Source organism: Corynebacterium sp. sy039 (genome assembly GCF_007904105.1).
Lineage (GTDB): Bacteria > Actinomycetota > Actinomycetes > Mycobacteriales > Mycobacteriaceae > Corynebacterium.
Map to the genome: position 1 here is coordinate 1353636 of NZ_CP042325.1, position 22825 is coordinate 1376460.

At 47.2% G+C, this 22825-nt stretch carries 19 protein-coding genes and 1 pseudogene; 2 read left to right on the plus strand and 18 right to left on the minus strand.

Annotation, left to right across the window (positions count from 1 at the left end; all coding sequences use genetic code 11):
• Window positions 1-12: 12 nt before the first annotated feature.
• From FQV43_RS06155 to FQV43_RS06195, 9 genes and pseudogenes are all read right to left on the minus strand, one after another.
• Window positions 13-645: a TIGR03085 family metal-binding protein gene (locus tag FQV43_RS06155; RefSeq protein ID WP_146339489.1), complete on the minus strand. Its 633-nt coding sequence runs from the start codon at window positions 643-645 to the stop codon at window positions 13-15.
• A 98-nt stretch (window positions 646-743) separates the two neighbouring features.
• Window positions 744-2624: pseudogene (locus FQV43_RS06160) on the minus strand (ribonuclease J); the annotation flags it as partial.
• Window positions 2625-2822: 198 nt separating this feature from the next.
• The gene (gene dapA, locus FQV43_RS06165) at window positions 2823-3725 is read right to left on the minus strand and encodes a 4-hydroxy-tetrahydrodipicolinate synthase (RefSeq protein ID WP_146339493.1); all 903 of its coding nucleotides are present in this window, start codon (window positions 3723-3725) and stop codon (window positions 2823-2825) included.
• Between the two features lie 77 nt (window positions 3726-3802).
• The gene (gene thyX / locus FQV43_RS06170; protein WP_144273065.1) at window positions 3803-4555 is read right to left on the minus strand and encodes an FAD-dependent thymidylate synthase; all 753 of its coding nucleotides are present in this window, start codon (window positions 4553-4555) and stop codon (window positions 3803-3805) included.
• 8 nt (window positions 4556-4563) lie between these two features.
• Window positions 4564-5301 carry a 4-hydroxy-tetrahydrodipicolinate reductase gene (dapB, locus tag FQV43_RS06175; protein ID WP_146339495.1) on the minus strand — a complete coding sequence of 246 codons (738 nt, stop codon included), beginning with the start codon at window positions 5299-5301 and terminating at the stop codon, window positions 4564-4566.
• A 103-nt stretch (window positions 5302-5404) separates the two neighbouring features.
• Complete coding sequence (locus tag FQV43_RS06180) at window positions 5405-7675, minus strand: polyribonucleotide nucleotidyltransferase (RefSeq protein WP_146339497.1); 2271 nt, start codon at window positions 7673-7675, stop codon at window positions 5405-5407.
• A gap of 169 nt (window positions 7676-7844) precedes the next feature.
• Window positions 7845-8114 carry a 30S ribosomal protein S15 gene (gene rpsO, locus FQV43_RS06185; protein ID WP_144273068.1) on the minus strand — a complete coding sequence of 90 codons (270 nt, stop codon included), beginning with the start codon at window positions 8112-8114 and terminating at the stop codon, window positions 7845-7847.
• Window positions 8115-8279: 165 nt separating this feature from the next.
• Window positions 8280-9245, minus strand: a complete 966-nt coding sequence (locus FQV43_RS06190; RefSeq protein WP_146339499.1) for a nucleoside hydrolase — start codon at window positions 9243-9245, stop codon at window positions 8280-8282.
• A gap of 6 nt (window positions 9246-9251) precedes the next feature.
• The gene (locus tag FQV43_RS06195; protein ID WP_146339501.1) at window positions 9252-10232 is read right to left on the minus strand and encodes a bifunctional riboflavin kinase/FAD synthetase; all 981 of its coding nucleotides are present in this window, start codon (window positions 10230-10232) and stop codon (window positions 9252-9254) included.
• 40 nt (window positions 10233-10272) lie between these two features.
• Between FQV43_RS06195 and truB the strand changes: the two genes are divergently transcribed.
• Window positions 10273-11172 carry a tRNA pseudouridine(55) synthase TruB gene (gene truB, locus FQV43_RS06200; protein WP_146339503.1) on the plus strand — a complete coding sequence of 300 codons (900 nt, stop codon included), beginning with the start codon at window positions 10273-10275 and terminating at the stop codon, window positions 11170-11172.
• 26 nt (window positions 11173-11198) lie between these two features.
• On the opposite strand, the gene FQV43_RS06205 is transcribed toward truB, so the two are convergent.
• From FQV43_RS06205 to rimP, 8 genes are all read right to left on the minus strand, one after another.
• Window positions 11199-11861 carry a 4'-phosphopantetheinyl transferase gene (locus tag FQV43_RS06205; RefSeq protein ID WP_146339505.1) on the minus strand — a complete coding sequence of 221 codons (663 nt, stop codon included), beginning with the start codon at window positions 11859-11861 and terminating at the stop codon, window positions 11199-11201.
• A 2-nt stretch (window positions 11862-11863) separates the two neighbouring features.
• Complete coding sequence (locus FQV43_RS06210; protein ID WP_146339507.1) at window positions 11864-13237, minus strand: MATE family efflux transporter; 1374 nt, start codon at window positions 13235-13237, stop codon at window positions 11864-11866.
• Window positions 13238-13278: 41 nt separating this feature from the next.
• On the minus strand, window positions 13279-14301 hold the full coding sequence (locus tag FQV43_RS06215; RefSeq protein WP_146340458.1) for a bifunctional oligoribonuclease/PAP phosphatase NrnA: 1023 nt from the start codon (window positions 14299-14301) through the stop codon (window positions 13279-13281).
• 39 nt (window positions 14302-14340) lie between these two features.
• Window positions 14341-14778, minus strand: a complete 438-nt coding sequence (gene rbfA / locus FQV43_RS06220; RefSeq protein ID WP_144273074.1) for a 30S ribosome-binding factor RbfA — start codon at window positions 14776-14778, stop codon at window positions 14341-14343.
• 129 nt (window positions 14779-14907) lie between these two features.
• Window positions 14908-17790 (minus strand): translation initiation factor IF-2, encoded by a 2883-nt coding sequence (gene infB, locus FQV43_RS06225; protein ID WP_146339509.1) that lies wholly within the window; start codon window positions 17788-17790, stop codon window positions 14908-14910.
• 110 nt (window positions 17791-17900) lie between these two features.
• Entirely contained in the window at window positions 17901-18260 is a 360-nt protein-coding gene (locus FQV43_RS06230) for a YlxR family protein (RefSeq protein WP_246846871.1), read from the minus strand.
• A gap of 198 nt (window positions 18261-18458) precedes the next feature.
• Window positions 18459-19460, minus strand: a complete 1002-nt coding sequence (gene nusA / locus FQV43_RS06235) for a transcription termination factor NusA (protein WP_144273076.1) — start codon at window positions 19458-19460, stop codon at window positions 18459-18461.
• Entirely contained in the window at window positions 19457-20071 is a 615-nt protein-coding gene (rimP, locus tag FQV43_RS06240; RefSeq protein ID WP_146339511.1) for a ribosome maturation factor RimP, read from the minus strand. The genes nusA and rimP overlap by 4 nt, the downstream gene beginning before the upstream one ends.
• A 153-nt stretch (window positions 20072-20224) precedes the next feature.
• Here rimP and FQV43_RS06245 point away from each other — a divergent pair, with 153 nt between their 5' ends.
• Window positions 20225-21046 (plus strand): DUF4439 domain-containing protein, encoded by an 822-nt coding sequence (locus tag FQV43_RS06245; RefSeq protein ID WP_146339513.1) that lies wholly within the window; start codon window positions 20225-20227, stop codon window positions 21044-21046.
• Window positions 21047-21055: 9 nt separating this feature from the next.
• On the opposite strand, the gene FQV43_RS06250 is transcribed toward FQV43_RS06245, so the two are convergent.
• Window positions 21056-22816 carry a proline--tRNA ligase gene (locus FQV43_RS06250; RefSeq protein ID WP_144273079.1) on the minus strand — a complete coding sequence of 587 codons (1761 nt, stop codon included), beginning with the start codon at window positions 22814-22816 and terminating at the stop codon, window positions 21056-21058.
• Window positions 22817-22825 lie beyond the last annotated feature (9 nt).

Here is a 22825-nt window from a genome sequence, read left to right on the forward strand (position 1 = left end):
CACATACTTGACTTAATCAAAATGTCCTGTCGGATCCTCAATCCGTACCTGTACCGCTTTGCGCCCATACAACCATAAGAAAACCTCGGCAATATCGCCACTAATCCGCACAACTCGTGAACCATTTACCGCTACTTCCCTCTTATCATGGACGATAATGCGCGGCATATTCGTCGGCAGTATGATGACAGGAATACCAGGGTTAGGAATCATCTTGGCAGCAAAGAAAGAAACCAAACGCCATAACTGTTGTTGCTCTGATTCACTAAGCTCTAATACTGGCATCGTACTAAGTTCCTGGTCGTGTGCCCAATCTCCACGACGAACATCCTCAGCATGAACAAAATGCTCAGCACCATTCATAATAGGATCGCACACTCTATACAATAGCCGCGTAGAACCAGAACGCCATTTTTCAAGCAACTGCGTAAAATCTTCTTGCCCGACCTGCTGGGTACGTCGAACAAGATGCTTCGCGAAACGCTTATTGACAATCCCTAAAGCCGCTAAGGGATAATTTTCCCGCACATACAAATGCACAAGTAAATCATGCGTAGTCCAGCCTTCGCATAGCGTTGGTGCTTGAGGTCCAGCTTCACTTAATAAGTCAGCTAAGCGCTTGCGTTGAGTTTTAGCGAGATTCATAGCACCACAGTATAGCCGTTTTATAGCGGGCACCAACGCATAAAAGCTCCATGCACAAATGCACAGAGCTCATTACGGGTTATCCCAACGCTAAAATTTTAGAGGCTTTCGCGACTAGCCCTAATTTCCTCATCAGTAGCAGCTGGCTGATCAGTGCTCATTGGAATAACAGTCGGCATAATCATTGGCTTACGACGCCACTTCTGCTCCACAAAACGAGAAACACGACGTCGTAGCTGCTGCACAATACGATAAGGGTCGTTTTCTCCTTCAGCAGCAAGGTCGTTCATGGTGTTTTCTGCTAATTCGCTCACCTCAGGCATCATTGCCGCTGCATCTTCAGAGAAGCCACGAGCTTGTACCGTCGGACGCTCTAATAACCGACCAGTGCGGTTATCTACTACTGCGCTAATAGCGATAAGACCGCCTTCGCCTAAGGAGGTGCGTTCCTCTAGAACCTCAGCATCAATATCACCCATGGTTACGCCGTCAACGTAGAGGTTACCTACCGGAATCTGTCCCACTACCCGAGCACGACCATCAACCAGATCAACAACAACACCATTTTGCGCTAACACAACGCGATCGCGTTCCACACCTGTAGAAATCGCCAACTCCTTGTTAGCGCGCAAATGACGCCATTCACCGTGAACAGGCATAGCGTTAACTGGTCGAGCAGCATTGTATAGGAACAATAATTCTCCGGAATAACCATGACCAGAGGTATGCACTTTCGCATCGCTACCAGTAATAACAGTGGCACCGATTTGGGACAGCATATTGATAACGCCAAAAACAGCTTCTTCATTTCCTGGCACTAATGACGACGACAAAATAATAAGATCGCCATCACGCACAGTGATTTGTCGATGTTCACGACGTGCCATACGAGACAATGCCGCCATTGGCTCACCCTGAGTACCCGTGGTAATCAACATCACGCGGTGCGGCGCCATCTTTGCTGCCTCATCCATTGTGATAATTGTGCCACGTGGTGCACGAAGATATCCCATCTTTTCCGCAATTTCCATATTACGGATCATGGAACGACCATTGAACGCCACTTTTCTACCTGCGGCAACTGCAGCATCAACCGCTGCTTGTACGCGGTAAACATTAGAGGCAAAAGAAGCCAGAATAACCCGCTGCTTTGCATCACCTACGAGACGTTTAAGCGTTGGGGCGATCTCTGATTCAGAGCCAGAGAAACCTGGGGTTGTTGCGTTTGTAGAATCGCAAAGCAACAGATCCACACCTTCATCACCGAAACGCGACAAAGCAGGTAAGTCAGTAGGACGACCATCAGGCGGAGTCTGGTCCAGTTTGATATCACCTGTATGCACCACAAGACCAGCACCAGTTTTGATTGCCACACCCAAACAATCTGGAACAGAGTGATTTACTGCCCAGAACCGAATGTTGAACGGACCGCGATTCTCATTAGATTTGTCATTAACCTCAATGAGTTTTGGACGCTGACGGTGTTCACGGCATTTCGCTGCAATCAACGCCAAAGTGAACTTGGAAGCAATAATAGGAATATCAGGACGTAGCTTGAGCAACCACGGAATAGCACCGATATGATCCTCGTGCCCATGTGTGACAACAAGCGCTTCGACCTTATCCAATTGATTTTCTATAGGTCCAAAATCAGGAAGAATGAGATCTACACCTGGTTCATCAGCAGATGGAAACAGGACACCACAATCGACGATCAACAAGCGATTGTTGTACTCAAAAACGGTCATATTTCGACCAATTTCCGAAATGCCGCCCAAAGCATAGATACGCAAACCATTACGTGGTGCCTTCGGTGGTTGAGGCAACCGCTCAGTAAGATCCGCACCTTGCATTGACTTCACAACATTGCGAGTGCCGCGATTAGATTGATTTCTTGAATTATTATTCGCATTACCGCCTGAACGACGATTATTTGCTTGTGCACCACCGCGACGGTTTCTACCTCCACGTCGCTGCGAAGAATTGCGACTACGCTGCCGATCTTCACGTTTATCCTCGTGCGCATTGTTCGTATCCGAGGATACGCTAGCAGCATTGGAAGTATGTGCGCGATCGCTTGTCGGTTCTGGTGCCTGGAAAACAGGGGTATCACTTGCTTCAGGTGGGCCTGCTTTTCGGGTCACTTTCCGAGAACGATTACGGGCTTCACTCATAATTTATAAAACTCCAGCTTTTTCTAAATCACGTCGGAGATGCTCACGCTCTTGTTCGCAAGGAGCGATATTAGGCAAACGTGGCTCACCAACATTTATGCCCTGCATGGACAGAGCAGCTTTTACAAAACTGACGCCGCCCAAACGAGCCTGAGCAGCAACCAGTGGGGACAATTGCGCATTAATTTCTTGAGCACCTGGAAGGTCACCCGACAAAAAACGCGTGTGTACATCTCGAAGCTGACGCGGAGCCAAATGCCCAATAACCGAAATGAACCCAACCGCACCCAGACTCAACCAAGGTATATTAAGCGGATCATCTCCGGAATACCACGATAATCCAGTCTCCCGCATGAGCGTTGTTGCTTGGGCAAAATTGCCCTTAGCATCCTTCATAGCCTGGATTGTGGGTAATTCAGCTAAACGACAAATTGTATCGCGCTCTAATGCAACACTAGAACGAGATGGGATGTCATAAAGACTAATAGGAGCATCAGTTGCATCAGCAATCGCTGCAATATGTTGATAAATTCCCTCTTGACTCGGACGAGAATAATAAGGGGTAACAACTAATAAGGCATCTGCACCAGCTTCAACTGATGCACGAGCCAATTCGACTGATGAGACAGTATTATTGGTTCCAGCGCCAGCAACAATACTTGCGCGTTCCCCAACCTCTGCCTTCACAGCCTTGAGCAGGTTAAGTTTTTCTTCCACAGTAGTCACAGGTGCTTCACCAGTAGTTCCAGACAGCACTATCGAATCCACACCATTATCAACTAGATGCGCAGCCAGATGCCGTGCAGCAATCAAATCTACAGCACCAGTTTCATCAAAAGGGGTAACCATGGCAACAGAAACCGTACCAAAGTACGCACTTGTGTTATCTGTCAAACCTGTACTCATGACTCATTACCCTACCTGTTCTCACACATTTTGTGCATCTTCACGCTAGTTTTTCATAAAAAACATATAAGAATTCATCAAATGTCCATGACATATGGACTCGTTGCCATAGCAGAACCGTCGCTAAGTCTCGTAATCTCAAAATCGCTGAACACTACTGGTGCCTGCTGTTGCAAAATTTTCAAGCACTCAATTGCTACAGTACGAATTTCAATATCAGCGTGTTCTGACGCACGCATAGCAATAAAATGACGCCAGGTACGGAAATTACCAGTGACAACTATTCGAGATTCAGTAGCATTAGGCAAAATCGCTCTAGCAGCTTGACGCGCCTGCTTACGTCTAAGAAGAGCATTCGGTTCATCTTCTAGCTTCTCTTCCAGAGCATGCAATAACTCGTTATAGATAAAACGAGAATCATCCACTGCATTGAGGAACATACGACGCAACTGCGGATCCTCGTCGATAAGCGGCGGAATAACAATTGCTGTTTGTTCTTGGTGGACAAAGCGCTGCGAAAGTTGAGAAAAAGAAAAATGACGATGCCGGATAAGCTCATGAGTAGCAGAACGAGAAAGACCACGAAGATACAACGTCGCTGTTGGATGCTCCAACAACGCCATATGTCCAACTTCCATGATGTGATGGATATAGGCTTCATTGCTAGCTGTGCGAGGATTGGGTTTATTAAAACTCTCGTAACACGCTCGACCAGCAAACTCAATGAGTGCCTGCGCACCATGCGCATCTGTCTCCCAATCAATATCAGCCGGAGCACGAAACTCACTGCATGCAATGAGAGTGACCTCTAGATTCTTGCTATGTGCCATATTAATTCTTATAACCCCAAGAAATGTTCAAGACCGACTGTCACACCTGGATGCTGCGCGATTTCACGTACAGCTAGTAACACACCGGGAACAAAAGAAGTCCGATCATAGGAATCTTGTCGAATAGTAAGCGACTGACCTTGAGAACCAAAAATTACTTCTTCATGAGCCACCATACCCGTCATGCGAACAGCATGAACCGGCACCCCAGATACCTCTGCACCACGTGCTCCAGTTAAAGATTGGTTTGTAGCGTCAGGCTGTGCGCCCAATCCGGCAGCTTCACGTGCCTGAGCAATGGCGTGGGCTGTATGAATCGCGGTACCACTAGGAGCATCTAGTTTATTGGGATGGTGATATTCCACTACTTCTGCTGACTCAAAAAAACGAGCAGCTTGACGAGAAAAATGCATGGTCAAAACGGCAGAGATAGCAAAATTAGGGGCAATGAGAACATTCGCTCCACCTTGCTGAGCATAGTGGCTCACCTGTGCTAGACGTTCCTCATTAAAGCCCGTTGTGCCTACGACAGCGTGAATACCGTTGCTGAGGCAAAAATCCAGATTATCCATCACAGAATCAGGAGTTGTGAAATCAACAATTACTTCTGCCTTGTTCTGTAGTAATTGTTCTCGAGCATCTCCACGACCAAGAGCTGCAACAAGCTCCATATCTGGTGCTTGCTCCACTCCTGCACAAATTGCTGTTCCCACGCGACCAGCTGCGCCTAAAACACCGACTCTCATGGTTTTCGATTCCTTTTCTTCGTTTGGCAATGCTTGTGCTCTGCTATGCTATGCCGAAGGCTCACTTGAAACACAAGTGAGCCTTAAGACATCAACGCAACATTTAAGACTCTTGTTCTACAAGCCCCAAAGATATTTTTCCGCGATTATCAATGTCGAGAATTTCTACCTCGACCTTTTCGCCTACGCTGACCACATCCTCAACCTTTTCAATGCGCTTTCCGCCACCTAGCTTAGAAATGTGGATGAGTCCATCACGACCAGGTGTCAAAGAAACAAAGGCACCAAAAGCGGTTGTTTTTACGATTTCCCCGAGGAACCGTTCCCCAACCTCAGGCAATTGTGGATTAGCAATCGCATTAATTTTCGCAATTGTTTCCTCAGCTGCTTGACCAGACTCAGCAGAAACAAATACTGTTCCATCTTCTTCGATGGACACCTCAGCACCAGTCTGCTCGGTAATACTATTGATCGTCTTGCCTTTAGGGCCGATTATTTCACCAATTTTTGATACAGGCACTGTTGTTGTCATGATACGCGGTGCATATGAACTCATTTCATCTGGTGTATCGATAACATCAGACATAGTATCCAAAATGGTCAAACGCGCTTCACGTGCCTGAGCCAACGCATCAGCAAGCACTTTCGACGGAATGCCATCAAGTTTAGTATCCAACTGCAATGCCGTAATGAACTCTGCGGTACCAGCTACCTTAAAGTCCATATCACCGAAAGCATCTTCTGCCCCAAGAATATCTGTCAAAGTAACATAGCGTACTTCGCCATCTACCTCATCAGATACTAGTCCCATTGCGATACCTGCAACTGGTGCCTTAAGCGGCACACCAGCATTGTATAGAGATAATGTAGATGCACACACTGAACCCATTGAGGTAGATCCGTTAGAACCCAAGGCTTCAGATACTTGTCGAATCGTATAAGGGAATTCCTCACGAGTTGGAATAACTGGAATAAGAGCACGCTCAGCTAGAGCACCATGACCAATCTCACGACGCTTTGGTGAACCCACACGTCCTGTTTCTCCAGTGGAATAAGGTGGGAAATTGTAGTGGTGGATATAGCGTTTTGAGGTGGTTGGTGTGAGCGAATCAATTGATTGCTCCATCTTCAACATATCAAGAGTAGTCACACCAAGAATCTGTGTTTCACCACGCTCGAATAATGATGAACCGTGTGTACGAGGAATAAGGTCTACTTCCACGCTAAGATCTCGAATATCACTAAGACCACGTCCGTCGATACGGAAATTCTTAGTGAGAATCATATGACGCACAGTCTTTTTCATCACTGCGTTATATGCAGCATGAATTTCTTTGATAGTAGCGTCATAGTTATCGTCATCACTGAAACGATCAACCAGCTCTGTGGCGATCTGCTCCATGTACTCATTAGTTGCTTCATCACGATCTTGTTTATCTTTGATCGTCAAAAGCTGCGCTAATTTCTTTGCTGCTTTCTTTTCCACAGCAGCAAAAATCTCATCAGAATAAGGAGGGAATAATGGGAATTGCTGAGTTTGCTTAGCGACTCGTTGCGCTAACCCTTCCTGTGCCTGGCACAATAACTCAATGAACGGCTTTGCAGCTTCAATACCTTCGGCAACGACTTTCTCAGTTGGCGCTGGGCCACCTTGTGCAATACGTTCTACAGCAGATTCTGTTGCACCGGCTTCTACCATCATGATTGCTACATCACGGATAGTCTTTTTGCCTTGTTTTTTAGTGGTAATGCGTCCAGCAACTACAAGCTCAAAAATTGCTTGCTCATGCTGCTCATGAGTTGGGAAAGCAATCCACTGACCATCTGGATGAGCTTCATCAGCCAATAGCGCCATGCGCACACCACCAACTGGACCAGAAACTGGTAAACCAGATAGTTGTGTAGCGGCTGAGGCACCGTTAATGGCCACAACGTCATACATATCCTGAGGGTTCATGGACAAAACGGTGACAATAACCTGTACTTCATTGCGTAGCCCTTTAACGAAAGTAGGGCGAAGTGGACGGTCAATAAGGCGACACGCCAAAATTGCTTCCGTAGAAGGACGACCTTCCCTGCGGAAGAAAGAACCAGGGATACGACCAGCAGCATACATACGCTCTTCAACGTCCACAGTGAGCGGGAAGAAATCAAATCCTTCACGTGGCTGACTTGATGCTGTGGTGGTAGCCAATAGCATGGTGTCATCGTCGAGATATGTTGTTACCGAACCATCAGCTTGACGAGCAAGCTGACCAGTCTCAAAGCGAATGGTACGAGTACCAAAATCACCATTATCAATCGTAGCTACTGCTTCAGTGATACCGATTTCCGGATCTTCTAAGTATTCAATCAAAGTAGAGTTGTTGCTCAAAACTCACGTCTCCCATCACATGGAGGTTTTCTTGGCGATCGTCGGTGCCGCCCTGCAATAATTCTCTTTCTGAATTAGCAACATACTCATGCTAGCACGAAAAACCCGCACACATCATGTATGTTTCCATGACGGTGCGGGTACCTGACAAAAACTTGTCAATAATCGCTTAGCGACGCAATCCAAGACGTGAAATAAGATCACGGTAACGATCAACGTTGTTACTTGCTAAATAGTTAAGCAAGCCACGGCGACGACCAACGAGAAGCAACAAACCACGACGTGAATGGTGGTCATGCTTGTGGAACTTGAGGTGCTCGGTCAAATTGTTGATACGAGAAGTAAGCAAAGCGACCTGTGCCTCTGGAGAACCGGTATCAGTTTCGTGCAAGCCGTACTCAGCCAAAATTGATTTTTTCTGTTCAGTGCTCAAAGACATGAGAACTAACTCCTTGATTATTTTCAGTCCACACAAAAATTGACTATCAATAACGAAATATGACGCTAGAGCAGCCAGTATTCTCACTGCTGTGAACCACAGTAAAGAAACCTCGAAAATTCTAGCATACGGTCACAAAAGAAACCAAAAACCATGTACCCATGACTATGCGTATTCACCTCGAGCAACACGACCAATGCGTTGCATGAACTCTGCCAAAAACCGCTGAGTATCAACTGCTACTGCAACCTGTGAATGTTTCTGTGGGTCATTCAGGCGTGTTTCATCACCAATGGTTCGCCCTCGGGTTGCCCCCTCAGTATCTACTTTGAGGTTAATACCTATTGTTTCCACTAAAGACTCATCAACAGCAACCCCAACAGCTAGTGGATCATGCAAACCACAGCCGCCCAAATGCGGTGCTGTAACGTCGTAAGCCTTGATGTAATAATCAGTAGCATCTGCTAAGAATAATGCCGCAGGAGTACCAATAGCACGCCATTGTTGTGTTTCTTTATAAGTCAACAACGTCTGCAAGGTAACATCCAAGCCAATCATTGTATTATCGACGCTACGTCGTACCATAATATCTGCAGCTTCTGGATCTTGATTTATATTTGCCTCTGCCCACGGGCTTACATTACCTGGAACAGTAAGGGCACCACCCATAAATACAATATGCGCATTCTGTGCAAAAGCAGGATCCTGTTCAATAGCTGCTGCGATATTTGTCATAGCACCTGTTGGGACAATAACAAGCTCGTCACCATAACGCGCCACTGATTCAATGAGGAAATCAACCGCAGATTTTTGCGCCACTCGAGCTTGTGGATCAGGAATTGCTACCTCACCAATACCATTTTTGCCATGAATAAAGGCAGAAATCTCAAGCACCTCAAAATTATCTTTCGCACGAGCATGCTCTAGACCAGCGAATACAGGAATATCTGGACGACCAAATAGTTCTAGCAACGCTAAATCATTGCGCACTCCTGTAGCCACTTCCACATTGCCGTATGTCGCAGTAATGCCAATAAGCTCCAACTCAGGTGAACCCAACGCATACGCAAGAGCCAGCGCATCATCAATGCCGGTATCTAAATCAAGAATAATTTTTGTGTATGTACTCATTATTTCTCATTTCTGGGTAGGTTCTTGTACGGCAAGCATATCTCGCACTTTATCTACATCTGTGGCAATGGCATCCAAAAGATCAGACAAACTGTCAAATTTCTTCATACCACGAATATGCTCGACAAACTCAACGACAACGGTGTGACCATAAAGATCAGTATCCTTGTCTAGCACAAAGGACTCAACACTACGTCGCTCATCACCAAAAGTAGGATTATGCCCTACTGATATTGCTGCAGGATAACGCGTTTTTTTCTCCATATCACCATCAATTGGTGCCTCGGAAATTATTTGGAAAAATCCTGCATAAACTCCGTCCTGCGGCAGTGCGACAGAATCTGGAAAATATAAATTAGCAGTAGGATATCCTAGCTCTTTACCACCACGACCAGCACCACGCACCACTTGACCGCTAACCGAGTAATTACGCCCCAACGCCCAATTAGCCTGTGCAATATCACCACTAGCCAAGCAATTACGGATAAAGGTAGAGCACAAAACAGTATTGTTCTCAGTCAACAGCTGCACAACATTTACCTCTACCCCATATTTTTTCCCTAATTCTTTTAAGGTACCCGTTGTCCCCTGGGCACGATAACCGAAGCTGAAGTTTTCGCCCACCACGATGGTACGTGCGTGGAGAGTTTCTAATAGCACCTGCACAAAAAATTGTTCAGGCTCTAAGCGCGCCATATCTGCATTAAAATTGAGAGCAAGCATATGATCAATGCCAAGCTCAGCAACTAGATCGGCACGTTCTGCTACGCTGCCAAGCATAGGAGGCATACGGTCTGGACATAAAATTGCTAGCGGGTGTGGGTTAAATGTGAGTAAGACACTTGGCACTGCTAATTCCTGAGCACGCTGGGTTGCTTGGGAAATGAGCATACGATGTCCTCGATGTATGCCATCAAAAACCCCAATAGTTACTACTGCTGATTCTAGTGTTGACGGTACTTCTGTTAAACCATTCCAGATATCCACATCCCCTAGCCTACGACATAGACTGTTAAGTTATTAAGTTATGAACGATCTTTTAGCAAAGTCAGGTTTGGTTATCGTCGATAAGCCTGAAGGGATGACATCTCATGATGTTGTAGGTAAATTGCGTCGTATCTTTGGCACTCGAAAGATCGGGCACGCAGGAACCTTAGACCCCTTGGCCACAGGAGTTCTTGTGCTAGGAGTTGAGCGTGGGACAAAGTTTTTGTCGCACATGACTGCTGCGACGAAAGCCTATACTGCCACGATTCGTCTGGGGGTACGTACTGATACTGATGACTGCGAAGGAAACATCATTGAAAAAATTGATGCTCGTGCTGCTCATCTAAGTGATCACGATATTGTTCAGGCAACACAGAGTTTTGTTGGTGATATTATGCAGCGTCCTGCTGCAGTGAGTGCAATTAAAGTAGCGGGAAAACGCGCCTATCAGCTTGTTCGTGAAGGGCAAAAGGTAGAACTTGCACCACGCCCAATCCGTATCACAGCCTTTGATGTTCTCGCTCGACGTGATGGGGATGATTATATCGACCTTGATGTCGCTGTAGAGTGTAGTTCTGGCACTTATATCCGTTCCTTGGCAAGGGATCTAGGTGAAAAACTCGAGGTAGGCGGTAGTATCATCGCTTTACGACGTACTGCAGTGGGTGCGTTTACTCTTGCTGATGCACGTACTCTAGAAGAACTATCCGCTCATGCTTCACTATCGCTTACTCTCGATCATGCTCTGCAACGCTGCTATCCAATTATGCGCGTAACACCACAAGAAGCTCATGATCTGAGCATGGGAAAATGGTTAGAACCACGAGGACTGCATGGTGTTCATGCTGCTGTTGATGAAAATGGCCACTCAATTGCCTTGGTAAAAGAAAGTAAAACACGTCTAGCTACTGTGTTTGTGGCACGACCTTCTACCCTTTAATTGGGAATTGATAGTGTTCTGGGAGATCAGCACGATAAAACAGCTGTCGTGCTCACAATATACCCATCCTCAATAAGCCATTTGCCCTCTATAACAGGCACTGGCGTCGGTTTAGTTAATATGCAAGAACTGAAGGTTCCGTCGGCATAAAGTTTGATTTCTGCTTCATCGAAACCTAACCACCGTCTACTCAGCGGGAACCATGCTTTATATGTTGCTTCTTTGGCGCAAAACAATAACCGATCCGCACAGTAAATGCCACTATCCATTAGCTGTGCTATCTGAGTTTTTTCACTCCCATGTGCGATTGCCTCAAACACACCTTCTGGTAATGGTTCTGCCTGCTCAATATCAATTCCCATTGCGGGAACAATCAATCGCGGAGCTACCACAGCTGCACGAAAACCTGCAGTGTGGCTCAGCGATCCACTCACTGACGATGGAAATAACGGCATTCCGCGTTCGCCACGTAAAATTGGTTCACCAGTGTCGCCATGAAGCTGCGCTAGCGCTTGATGTGCACACCAGCGTGCATCACCAAACTCTGCTTTGCGCTTAGCAACAGCGTGAGACACCAACACCTGCTCGAGAGGATGTAGCTGATTGAAGCGGCTAAGATCATGCTGCTGCGGATCGACTCGCAGACTATAGGCGCGTGCGCATTCAGGGAAAAGTCTAGGATCAAGCATCACTATATGCCTCTCGTACTCTTTTCATTCATGGCAGTCACATCATCAATGTGTGCCCATTTCATTGATATGAATCGCCATACCACGGCAATAAACCGAATGAATACGAAAGCCATGAGCGCCCACCACACTCCAATAAGACCTGTGCCTAGTATGGCTGCTAATGCTATTCCAGGTAAAAAACCACCTAATACTGATGCAAGAGAAATGCTCCGCAAAAAAGCTGCATCACCAGCACCAAGCAATACTCCGTCGAGCGCGAAAACCACCCCGCCTACGATGGTCATGACAATCAATTGCCACCATGAGTGTGCCACAACGTGCAACACTGCTTCGTCGTGAGTAAAAATGCGTGCAATAAACGTATGTCCTAGTGCACAACATAGCGCAAGAATGCAGGCAAGGAACGTCGAAAAGCCAAGAACCCGTTGTGCCACACTACGCGCACGCTCACGACTCTGAGCACCCAAGGCCTGTCCGACGAGAGCTTGGGCTGCAATGGCCAATGAATCAAGAAACAGCGCAATAAAATTCCACAATTGCAGCAAAATATGATGTGCCGCCAAAGCTGTTGCACCATAGCGACCTAAAACTGCTGCTGCACACAAAAAGGCAACTTGAAAAGATAAGGATCGAATAATCAGATCACGCGCAAGGACTAGTTGATGGGTGATGATGGACACTCGAGGTATCCATGATCCTTGATGATGATGAATGAGGCAACCAAGAAAACATAATGCAGTGATAGCTGTTGCCAATAAGGTAGCCCATGCTGAACCATATAGACCCCACTTATGCACAAAAATCGGGATAAGAACTGCCGCGGGAATGACACCAGCTAGAGTAAAAAGCAATGGTAAGCGCGTGTTCTGGATACCACGTAGCCATCCATTGCCTGCCATATCTATTAACACCAATGGAATAGCAAAAGCAGTGATTTTCAACCACCCTGCTGCACGCTGCGCTATGTCTGGCTGGGTGCTCATCCACGCACAGAGTTGCTCTGCATTGAAGAAGATCACCATACATAACCCTGTACCGACAAAAAGCGCAATCCAGGTTGCTTGTACCCCTTCAGTAATTGCTCCTCGACGATCACCAGCACCATAAAGACGAGCACTACGTGCAGTAGTGCCATAAGAAAGAAAAGTAAGTTGGGCAGAAAACATAGAATAAATAGTGCTTCCTGCCGCAAGTGCAGCAAGTGCTATCCCGCCAAGGCGACCGACAATAGCAGTATCAAGCAACACAAAAATAGGTGTTGTTAAGAGCACGCCTAGAGCTGGCACGGCAAGCCCCATGATGGTGCTTATCGTTACTCTTTGCGCGCCTGTGTCAGTGAGCACATCATCTTCCCTGTGGTTCACCTGTTGCATTTTCCTCGGTACTTATCTGTGCTTATCTGCCATTGCTCTAGCTAGGCGTCGAGAGCAGTTTCTATTGCGTGGAGCACCCGTGAAGTAATGTTCTCAGTAGTCCCAAAAATACTAAAACCGGCTGAACGTAAATGACCACCGCCACCAAATATTTTGGCAATACGAGAGACATCAATTGTGTGCGAACGCAAAGATACAGTCCAATCACCTGGCGCATACTCTTTGAGCACCACCACAATATCAGTGTCACTCAGACCACGCACCATATCAGCAATTTTCTCCACAGGCGCTTGAGCATGACCGGCAATGATGTCATAGGCAGCCACGGCAATCACTATCCTAGTCTGCTCAATATCGTAGGAGGTGAGATTCTGCAGCACACTACCTATCATTTTTAAGTCTGCGATAGTGCCTCCGTCGAAAAGCTCCCTGGATATCCGACGAATATCAATGCCGGTATCTACTAATTCTTGCGCCAGCATATGCATTTTTGCCCGACCCCAGCGAAAACCACCAGTGTCGGTAGCAAGACCAGAGTAGAGTGCATACGCAATATCACGGTCGATGGCAATATCTAAGAATCGGAACCAATCATATAGCACTGTAGTTGTTGATTCTGCATCACGATCAATGAGGTTTATCCCACCAAAACCCAGGTTAGAGGTGTGGTGATCGATGAGGATTACACGCTCTGGGTGCGCCAGAATTTCTGGTTGCAATGTTCCTGTACGTGATGAAGCACCACAGTCAACAACAATGACAAGATCATGCTCAGGTAGTCGATCGGCTAACGCTACCTCAGTAGCACCTGGAATATGCATAAGCTCTGTGTCAAGCAGATGGCGTTGACCAATCACTGCTTGTGCTTGTTTCCCCATATTCTCTAGCACGCGTACTAACGCACAAGCACTACCAATAGCGTCAGCATCTGGATTAACATGACCCACAACCACGATCTTGTGCGCATGGATTATAGCTTGGCTTGCTGCTGTGAGCGCAGGTAAGCAGGAGTCACTAATGTAGCGAGGCGTACGTCGATCGCTCAACGGCGGTGACGCTGGCATTGACACGTCTTGCTTCCTTTCACAGTGATTCTTCTGTCTCTATTCTTCTTCCATAGTCTTATAAGGACTTGGATCCCCTGCAGGCGTGGCGGTTTCTTTTAGCTTTGCTAACTCCTCATCACGCTTCCTGGCTTTTTCTAGGAGCTGTTCCATATAAGAACTTGTCTCAGGAACATTATCAAAAGCAAAAGACAGTGTTGGCGTGAACCGAACACTCAATTGCTGGCCTACTATTCGACGCAAATGCCCTTTAACCTTTTCCAGCGCCGCAGAAGCTGCCTGCACATCAGGTTCTTCATCAATAGTTTTTCCCCGTACTGTGTAATACACAGTGGCATCATGCAAATCGCCGGTAACGCGAGCATCAGTAATCGTGATGTACTCCACTCGTGGATCTCGTATTTCACGTTCAAGAGCGGTTGCTACAATCGTCTGTATTCTCTTAGCCATCCGAGCAGCACGTGCGTGATCTACCATTTTTCTCCATCATTATTTTTACTTTTCGACGCCTATTCTAAACGCCGACAATCTTGTTCGCAGGATAAAACCCCGACATAAGTTCGCCTTTCGACGTTCCTCTGCCGGGGCAAAAACTGCTACTGCAATTTAGTCTCGAGGCACCTCAACCTGCTCAAAGACCTCGATAATATCATCAACCTGAATGTCAGGATAGCTCAATACCATACCGCATTCGTAGCCAGCCATAACTTCTGTAACATCGTCTTTTTCACGACGCAGCGAGTCGATAGTTGCTTTAGCGGCAATAACAGCACCATCACGCAACAATCGTACTGAAGCACCACGGCGTACCTTACCGCTTTCAACCATACAACCAGCAATAAGACCAACTGCAGATGCCTTGAAGATAGCGCGAATTTCTGCACGACCAATTTCGCGTTCCTCGTAAATTGGCTTGAGCATACCCTTGAGTGCTTGCTCAACTTCTTCAATGGCACGGTAGATAACCGTGTAGTAACGAATATCCACGCCTTCAGCATTTGCTTCCTCAGTAGCCTTGCCTTCAGAGCGAACATTGAAGGCAATGATTACCGCGTCAGATGCCGCAGCCAAAGATACGTTAGTTTGTGTTACCGCACCTACACCGCGGTCAATGATATTGAGCTCAACTTCATCATCAATATCAATCTTAAGCAAAGCATCTTCCAGCGCTTCAACAGAACCTGCATTATCACCTTTAAGAATAAGGTTAAGCGTCGATGTCTCTTTAAGTACGGTATCGAGATCTTCAAGAGAAACACGCTTACGGGTCTTAGCAGCCAAAGCATTGCGCTTACGAGCATTACGTTGGTTAGCGATCTGACGTGCCACTCGGTCATCGTCGACAACCAAAAGGTTATCTCCCGCACCAGGAACACCATTGAGACCTTGTACCTGGACTGGACGCGATGGACCAGCCTCCGCTACGTCATTACCAAACTCATCCACCATACGACGCACACGACCATAAGCATCACCTGCGACGATGGAATCACCTACACGCAAAGTACCACGTTGCACAATAACAGTTGCCACAGGTCCACGACCACGGTCAAGGTGAGCTTCAATAGCAACACCTTGGGCATCCATATCTGGATTAGCACGCAAATCCAAGGATGCGTCAGCGGTAAGCAATACTGACTCTAGTAGCGCATCGATATTGGTGTTTTGCTTAGCGGAAATATCCACAAACATGGTGTCACCACCATATTCTTCTGGGACAAGACCATATTCAGTCAATTGACCACGAATTTTATCAGGAGACGCACCCGGTTTATCAATCTTATTAACAGCAACCACGATAGGTACTTCCGCTGCTTTAGCGTGGTTAATAGCCTCAACAGTCTGTGGCATGACACCGTCATCAGCAGCAACAACAAGTACAGCAATGTCAGTAGACTTTGCACCACGAGCACGCATTGCAGTGAAGGCTTCGTGACCAGGAGTATCCAAGAAAGTGATCTTACGTGGTACTTCTTCTACCTCCACGGTGACCTGATAAGCACCAATACCCTGCGTAATTCCTCCTGCCTCGTCAGACCCAACATTGGTCTTACGGATGGAGTCAAGCAAACGAGTCTTACCATGATCAACGTGACCCATAACGGTAACTACTGGTGGGCGTTGTGCTAGGTCGTCTTCGCTACCTTCATCTTCACCAAATTGCAGGTCGAAAGATTCCAGGAGCTCACGATCCTCGTCCTCAGGTGAAACAACCTCAACCTTGTAGTTCATTTCATCGCCAAGCAGCATCAAAGTTTCTTCATTCACAGAAGCGGTGGTCGTTACCATCTCACCGAGGTTGAACAGAGCTTGCACTAAAGCTGCTGGATCAGCCTTGATCTTGTCTGCAAAGTCAGATAAGGATGCACCACGTGCCAAGCGGATAGTAGCACCGCCACCATCTGGCAACCGCACGCCACCAACAAGATTTGGTGCTTGCATTGCCTCATACTCATTACGCTTTTGACGCTTGGACTTGCGTCCTTTACGAGGAGCGCCGCCTGGGCGTCCGAAAGCACCAGCTGTTCCACCACGACGTCCACCACGTGCGTTATTACCGCCGCGTCCGCCGAAACCGCCTTGTCCTGGACCATTTTGCCCTGGTTGACCGCCGCGACCACGACCACCTCCGGGAGATCGGGTAGGCATCTGCGCTGGATTTGGATGCGCAGGCATCATTGTTGGTGATGGACGACGTCCACCTCCCTGACGCTCATTTCCTGACCCTTGTGGGCGCGTATCACGACGCTGGTTTCCTTGACCGCGCTGCCCACCTGGGCGCCCAGCTCCACCTTGACCACGAGCAGGATTATTACCTTGTGACCTGGCACCAGAACGAGTACCACCTGGACGTGGTGCTGGACGCTCGCCGCCTCCAGTAGAGAAAGGGTTATTAGCAACTCGAGGTGCACGAGCACCAGGACGTGGTGCTGGTTTAGCCTGCGGACGTGGCATCGCACCTGGCTTTGGCGCAGCAGGTTTAGGCATTGCACTTGGTGTTGCTGCTTTGTCTTGACGTGCTTTTTTCTCTCCAGCAGCACCAGACTTAGCTGGGGAACCGGAATTAAATTGTGGCGCACTAGCCTGAGCCTGCGGCTTGGGAGCCGGTTTTGCAACTGGCTTAGGCTTTTGCACAGGTACGGGCTTAGCTGGTTGAGCTTGCTCTTTTTCAGCTTTAGATGCTGCCTTGGCTCCTGCTACTACACTTGGCTTTGCCGCTGGTTTAGGTTGCGGCTTCGCAGGCGATTTCTGTGCTTTTGCAGCCGCTGGCTTAGGTGCAGGTGCTTGCTTTTTAGCCGCTGGTTGTGCACTGGCGTTATCTCCACCAAGCGCTTCGTAATGCTGCTTCATCTTCTTTACTACTGGTGCTTCAATAGTAGACGAGGCAGTTTTAACGAACTCTCCCTGCTCTTTTAGCGTCGCAAGTAGTTCTTTGCTGGTAATACCGAGTTGTTTTGCCAACTCATGTACGCGTAGCTTTCCGGGCACTTTTCTCCTTGTTTTTTGGAAGGAAAAGCTTTCTTTAACACGCCCGGAAAAACCAGACCTGTTAAAAAGAGCGTCCTTCGCTTCTTCTCTGGACGTTCATCGCTGATGCTTCATCGTGTGCTCATCAGTGTTCGGTCTTCCTTATCATCAATATGGGTCTTTAGCGCGGTATTCGCTAAAAGGTACGTATGTACATGACCAGTATCTACCGCAGTAGACACCCGTAGCGCACGAGCAAAAGCCCTGCGCTTGATAGCAAGCTCATAGGCAGATATTGTTGGCGTAATCCATGCTCCACGTCCACCTAACCGGCGACGAGGATCTGGGACAACATGACCTGAATTCTCTTTGTCAACTGTTACACGTAATAACTGAGATTGCGGATATTTTCGACTGGTAGCTATACAGGTACGGATGGGTTCTTTACGAGAACTCATCGTCTTTCGTTCAGAAAGCACCTGCTTAGTCATTCAACTCCTACTCATAACCACGTACACAATATCTGACTTCTTCTTGTTTCAAGCAAACATTATTGCACTTAGATACAACGACCATAAGTGACCAAAATAATGTGCTTGAAAACCTCAGAGCCTCATATAGTCTACGCCATTATCCCTAAGCAGAGCAATTAAAACCCACTCTTAGTCTTGACGGACTTTTAACTGCTTTTAACTGGCGTCAGAGCGAATATCAATCTTCCAACCTGTTAAGCGAGCAGCAAGGCGCACATTCTGCCCTTCTTTACCAATGGCAAGGGAAAGCTGGTAATCAGGCACCGTTACCCTAGCTGTTTGCTCTTCACGACTAAGAATCTCTACATGAACCACTTTAGATGGAGCAAGTGAATTACCAACATATACAGCTGGATCATCTGAATAATCAACAATATCGATCTTTTCGCCACCAAGATCATTCATGATGTTATTGACTCGCTGACCACGCGGACCAATGCATGCGCCTTTTGCATTTAAGCCTTTTTTATTGGCTTTTACTGCAACTTTAGAACGGTGCCCTGCTTCACGAGCAATAGAAACAATTTCCACCGAACCATCTGCAACTTCCGGAATCTCAAGCTCGAACAAACGTCGTACGAGCTCAGGGTGAGTCCTGGAAAGATTAATTTGTAAGCTCTTAGGGTTATTGCGATTGACATCAACAACATAGGTTTTAATTCGGTCACCATGTGCGAGTTTTTCTCCAGGCAACTGCTCGGCTGGCAGAATAATGCCATCTTGTCCCTCAAACTCACTACCTAGATGCACGACAACGATCCCGCGCTCATTCGCAAAAGCATCAGCCTGCACCACACCAGAAACCACATTGTGTTCATACGCGCTATATGCGTCATATGCCTGACTTGTTTCTGCTTCTCGCAAACGACTCACGATTGCTTCGCGTACCGCTTGGGCTCCAACGCGCCCGAAGTTACTTGGCGTATCGTCGTACTCAGAAATCACATTGTTATCATCATCGAGTTCACTGACGATCACTGTTACTTCACCAGTAGCACTATCAATATCTACTCGTGATTTTGTATTTTCTGCAGCAGCTTCTGCCTTGAAATTGAGATAGGCATAAAGCAATGCTTGGGCAATCGTACCCAACATATCCTCAACGACAATACCGCTTTGTTCTTCGATATCTTTTAGCGCCTGGACATCTATATTCACTTGTTATGTTCCTCTCGCCATGTCATGGCTTCGTCGAAAGTTAAAGCAACTAATTCTCGTTCTTCAACTGTAGGTTGTGCGAACTCCACTTCTACCAGACAACCGGCATAATGTGCCAATTGCGCTGCTCGAACAATAAGTTGTTTCTTCTGTTTAGTAATCAAAATGACATTTTCTTCTTGAGCATCTAACGCACCAATACGCCACAGAGTTGTCGTAGCTTTCTTCCCCTTCTGGCCTTGTCTGCCTTGCGGATTCCCATCTTCTCGTGCTTCATGCGCCTCCGCTATAGCTATAGCTCGACCACGATTCCGACGCCAATGCCGAGGCAAAGTCAATGGTAAATCCACTCCTGGAGTGCTCACTTCAAGCGTATATCCAGCACCAAAATTAAATACCCCGGCTTCTTCTTGAGCATCACACCAAGCGGAAATATCACGCGACAATGCTTCAATCGTATCGGAATCGATCCGCCCATCTTTATCAACTGCTATAGCAACAACTGTTTTTTTGCCTGCGGGAGATATTTTTATCGCTTCAATATCTACACCATAGCGCTCGATTACAGGACTAAGCGCAGTTTTTAACTGCTCATCATTAGGAAAAGCCATAAAGTTCATGCTAGTCCACGATGCCGACAATATAACAACGTCGATACGGCACCTGGTGTGCCAACCGATAGACAGCACAGCATTCCAGGAAAACCGCAGCTAACCACTGTGGCTTCACCAGAAAAGTAATACCATCAGTAGACTATATTAGTTGTGGGTATCCAATTATTTTCGCAATTATCACAAAAAACTCATCGTGGACTGTGTGTTAGTGCTGCTTTGTGCACATTATCTGCCATGACCCTTAGCGGATGTTCAATCTTTTCTCAGCCACAGCCACAACCTGATCCAACTTTGTTGGAGTTTTATCACACAGCCTTAGCGCAGAATAGGCATGACGATGCCGCAGTGCTTGAACGCGAAATTATCCGACTATGCGGTCACTATAAAAATGGCGATATCCCAGATAGTTGCGACGCAGAATCCCTCGCAACCACTGCCCCAACCAGTGACGATACCCCAACTAGTTCACGAATTTTCCAAAAAATTGGCGACGTTGACCGGCAGTCACTTCCTATAGTGGTGGAGGAATATGCCAAACTGTGTGCCCAAGGAGAACCTGTCGATTTAGCTCCACAGGCAAGTGTCAATGATCACGATGATCTCACGACGCTACGCACTGCCCTTAACCATGAAAAGACACTTATGTACGCGTTCGGATTGGCGCGTGCTTTTGCAGATTCTGCTACACAAGAAAAACTCGATGTTCTTACCCAAACCCACCTCAACCGTATCAATACGCTCGAGTTGTCTTTGCCAGCTGACCAAGAAATACCTGCACAAGCTCCTGCCTATCGCTTCGACCAGTACACTACTGTCTCCGATGAACCCACGGCAGCAATTTTCCTCAGCGAACTACTCGACGACGACCTCAGCTTCTGGAAGAATACCGCCAGCCAAGCCCACGAGACTTCTTGGCGTGCTCTGTCATTGAGCTTTGCTGGCGATAGCGCTAAAGCACAGGCTGTGCCTTAACAATGAGGATTAACGGGATTGGACAAGCCGAAGCACAGTGTCATAAATATCAGTTGCATCTACCTCAGTGGTTTGCCCACCCCGAGCGCGTAACTCTACCTTTCCTTCAGCAAAAGAGCGACCCAAAATGACTACATATGGCATACCTAGCAATTCTGCGTCCTTGAATTTCACGCCTGGACTTACTTTAGGTCGATCGTCGTAAAGCACTTCTACACCCGCACGATCTAATTGTGCTACAAGCTCTTCACCAGCTTTAATCGCTGCTTCATCCTTATTAGCAACCACCAGGTGCACTTGATAAGGAGCGACTGCCAACGGCCAGTTCAATCCTTTTTCGTCCAGGCGTTGTTCGGCAAGCACAGCCATCAATCGAGAAATACCTAAACCATATGAGCCCATAGTTGGGATAGCACGCTTGCCGTTTTCGTCAAGAATTTGCACGTCAAAGGCTTCAGTGTATTTGCGTCCCAATTGGAAAATGTGTCCGACTTCAATACCTCGTTCAAGAGTAAGAACACCTTGACCAGCAGGTGCTGGATCGCCTTCTTTAATCTCTGCGGCTTCAATATACCCGTCAACGTTAAAGTCACGACCAGCAACTAATCCCACAATATGGCGCTGAGGTGCATCAGCACCAGTAATCCATGCAGTGCCTGATACCACACGTGGATCAGCTAGTACTTCTATGCCATGTTCTGCCAACGCGCGAGGACCAACATATCCCTTCACCAAGAACGGGTGTTGTGCAAAATCCTCAGGAGTTGCTAACTCCACGCTCGCTGGTTCTAAAGCAGCCTCCAAGCGCTTCATATCTACTTCCCGATCACCGGGGATAAGTACCCCCAACAATCGAGTTTCTTCCTGAGCTGGTTCTTTGACGCGGCAAATAATGCACTTGAGCGTGTCAGCCGCAGTCACTTCCCTGCCTTCGACGCTAATGGACTGGCTACGTGCCCATTCCACAAGTGCAGCAATCGTCTCCGATTCTGGGGTGTCATATTCCTGTGCTGGTGGTAATTGACTGTAATCACGTTCCACACCAGGTTGGGTAATAACAGCCTCCACATTAGCTGCATAATCGCCTTCTGTGGCACGGACAAAAGTATCCTCACCATAAGGACTAATGGCCAAGAACTCCTCTGAGGCAGAACCACCCATAGCGCCTGATGTTGCAGCACAAATGACATAGTTAAGACCTAAACGGTCAAAAACTCGTTGATACGCGCGTCGATGAGCTTGATATGAAGCCTCAAGACCAGCATCGTCCATGTCGAAAGAGTAAGAATCTTTCATAATGAACTCTCTACCGCGCAAAATACCGGCACGTGGGCGTTCTTCATCACGATACTTTGTTTGTATCTGATAGAGAGTTACTGGAAAGTCTTTATAAGAGGAATAAAGATCCTTTACCGCAGCAGTGAAAATTTCCTCATGGGTTGGTCCCAGGAGATAATCTGCGCCTTTACGGTCTTTGAGGCGAAAGAGGTTATCGCCATATTCTGTCCAGCGATGTGTTTGTTCATACGGTTCTCTCGGCAACAATGCTGGGAAAAGCAACTCTTGAGCACCGATGGAATCCATTTCTTCACGGACAATTCCTTCAATTTTGCGTAGGGTACGCAGTCCCAGCGGCAACCAAGAATACACTCCTGGCGCGCTTCGACGAATATAACCAGCTCTCAGCAAAAGTTTATGGCTAGGTACTTCGGCATCAGCAGGATCCTGACGTAATGTACGCAAAAATAAAGTAGAAAGACGGGTAATCATGTTTTAGAA

What these genes read in the sequence shown, in the direction of transcription:
- FQV43_RS06155 (WP_146339489.1), bottom strand. Translation starts at nt 645, where the DNA reads ATGAATCTCGCTAAAACTCAACGCAAGCGCTTAGCTGACTTATTAAGT.
- dapA (WP_146339493.1), bottom strand. Translation starts at nt 3,725, where the DNA reads ATGAGTACAGGTTTGACAGATAACACAAGTGCGTACTTTGGTACGGTT.
- thyX (WP_144273065.1), bottom strand. Translation starts at nt 4,555, where the DNA reads ATGGCACATAGCAAGAATCTAGAGGTCACTCTCATTGCATGCAGTGAG.
- dapB (WP_146339495.1), bottom strand. Translation starts at nt 5,301, where the DNA reads ATGAGAGTCGGTGTTTTAGGCGCAGCTGGTCGCGTGGGAACAGCAATT.
- rpsO (WP_144273068.1), bottom strand. Translation starts at nt 8,114, where the DNA reads ATGTCTTTGAGCACTGAACAGAAAAAATCAATTTTGGCTGAGTACGGC.
- FQV43_RS06190 (WP_146339499.1), bottom strand. Translation starts at nt 9,245, where the DNA reads ATGAGTACATACACAAAAATTATTCTTGATTTAGATACCGGCATTGAT.
- truB (WP_146339503.1), top strand. Translation starts at nt 10,273, where the DNA reads ATGAACGATCTTTTAGCAAAGTCAGGTTTGGTTATCGTCGATAAGCCT.
- FQV43_RS06205 (WP_146339505.1), bottom strand. Translation starts at nt 11,861, where the DNA reads ATGCTTGATCCTAGACTTTTCCCTGAATGCGCACGCGCCTATAGTCTG.
- FQV43_RS06210 (WP_146339507.1), bottom strand. Translation starts at nt 13,237, where the DNA reads ATGCAACAGGTGAACCACAGGGAAGATGATGTGCTCACTGACACAGGC.
- FQV43_RS06215 (WP_146340458.1), bottom strand. Translation starts at nt 14,301, where the DNA reads ATGCCAGCGTCACCGCCGTTGAGCGATCGACGTACGCCTCGCTACATT.
- rbfA (WP_144273074.1), bottom strand. Translation starts at nt 14,778, where the DNA reads ATGGTAGATCACGCACGTGCTGCTCGGATGGCTAAGAGAATACAGACG.
- FQV43_RS06230 (WP_246846871.1), bottom strand. Translation starts at nt 18,260, where the DNA reads ATGACTAAGCAGGTGCTTTCTGAACGAAAGACGATGAGTTCTCGTAAA.
- rimP (WP_146339511.1), bottom strand. Translation starts at nt 20,071, where the DNA reads ATGGCTTTTCCTAATGATGAGCAGTTAAAAACTGCGCTTAGTCCTGTA.
- FQV43_RS06250 (WP_144273079.1), bottom strand. Translation starts at nt 22,816, where the DNA reads ATGATTACCCGTCTTTCTACTTTATTTTTGCGTACATTACGTCAGGAT.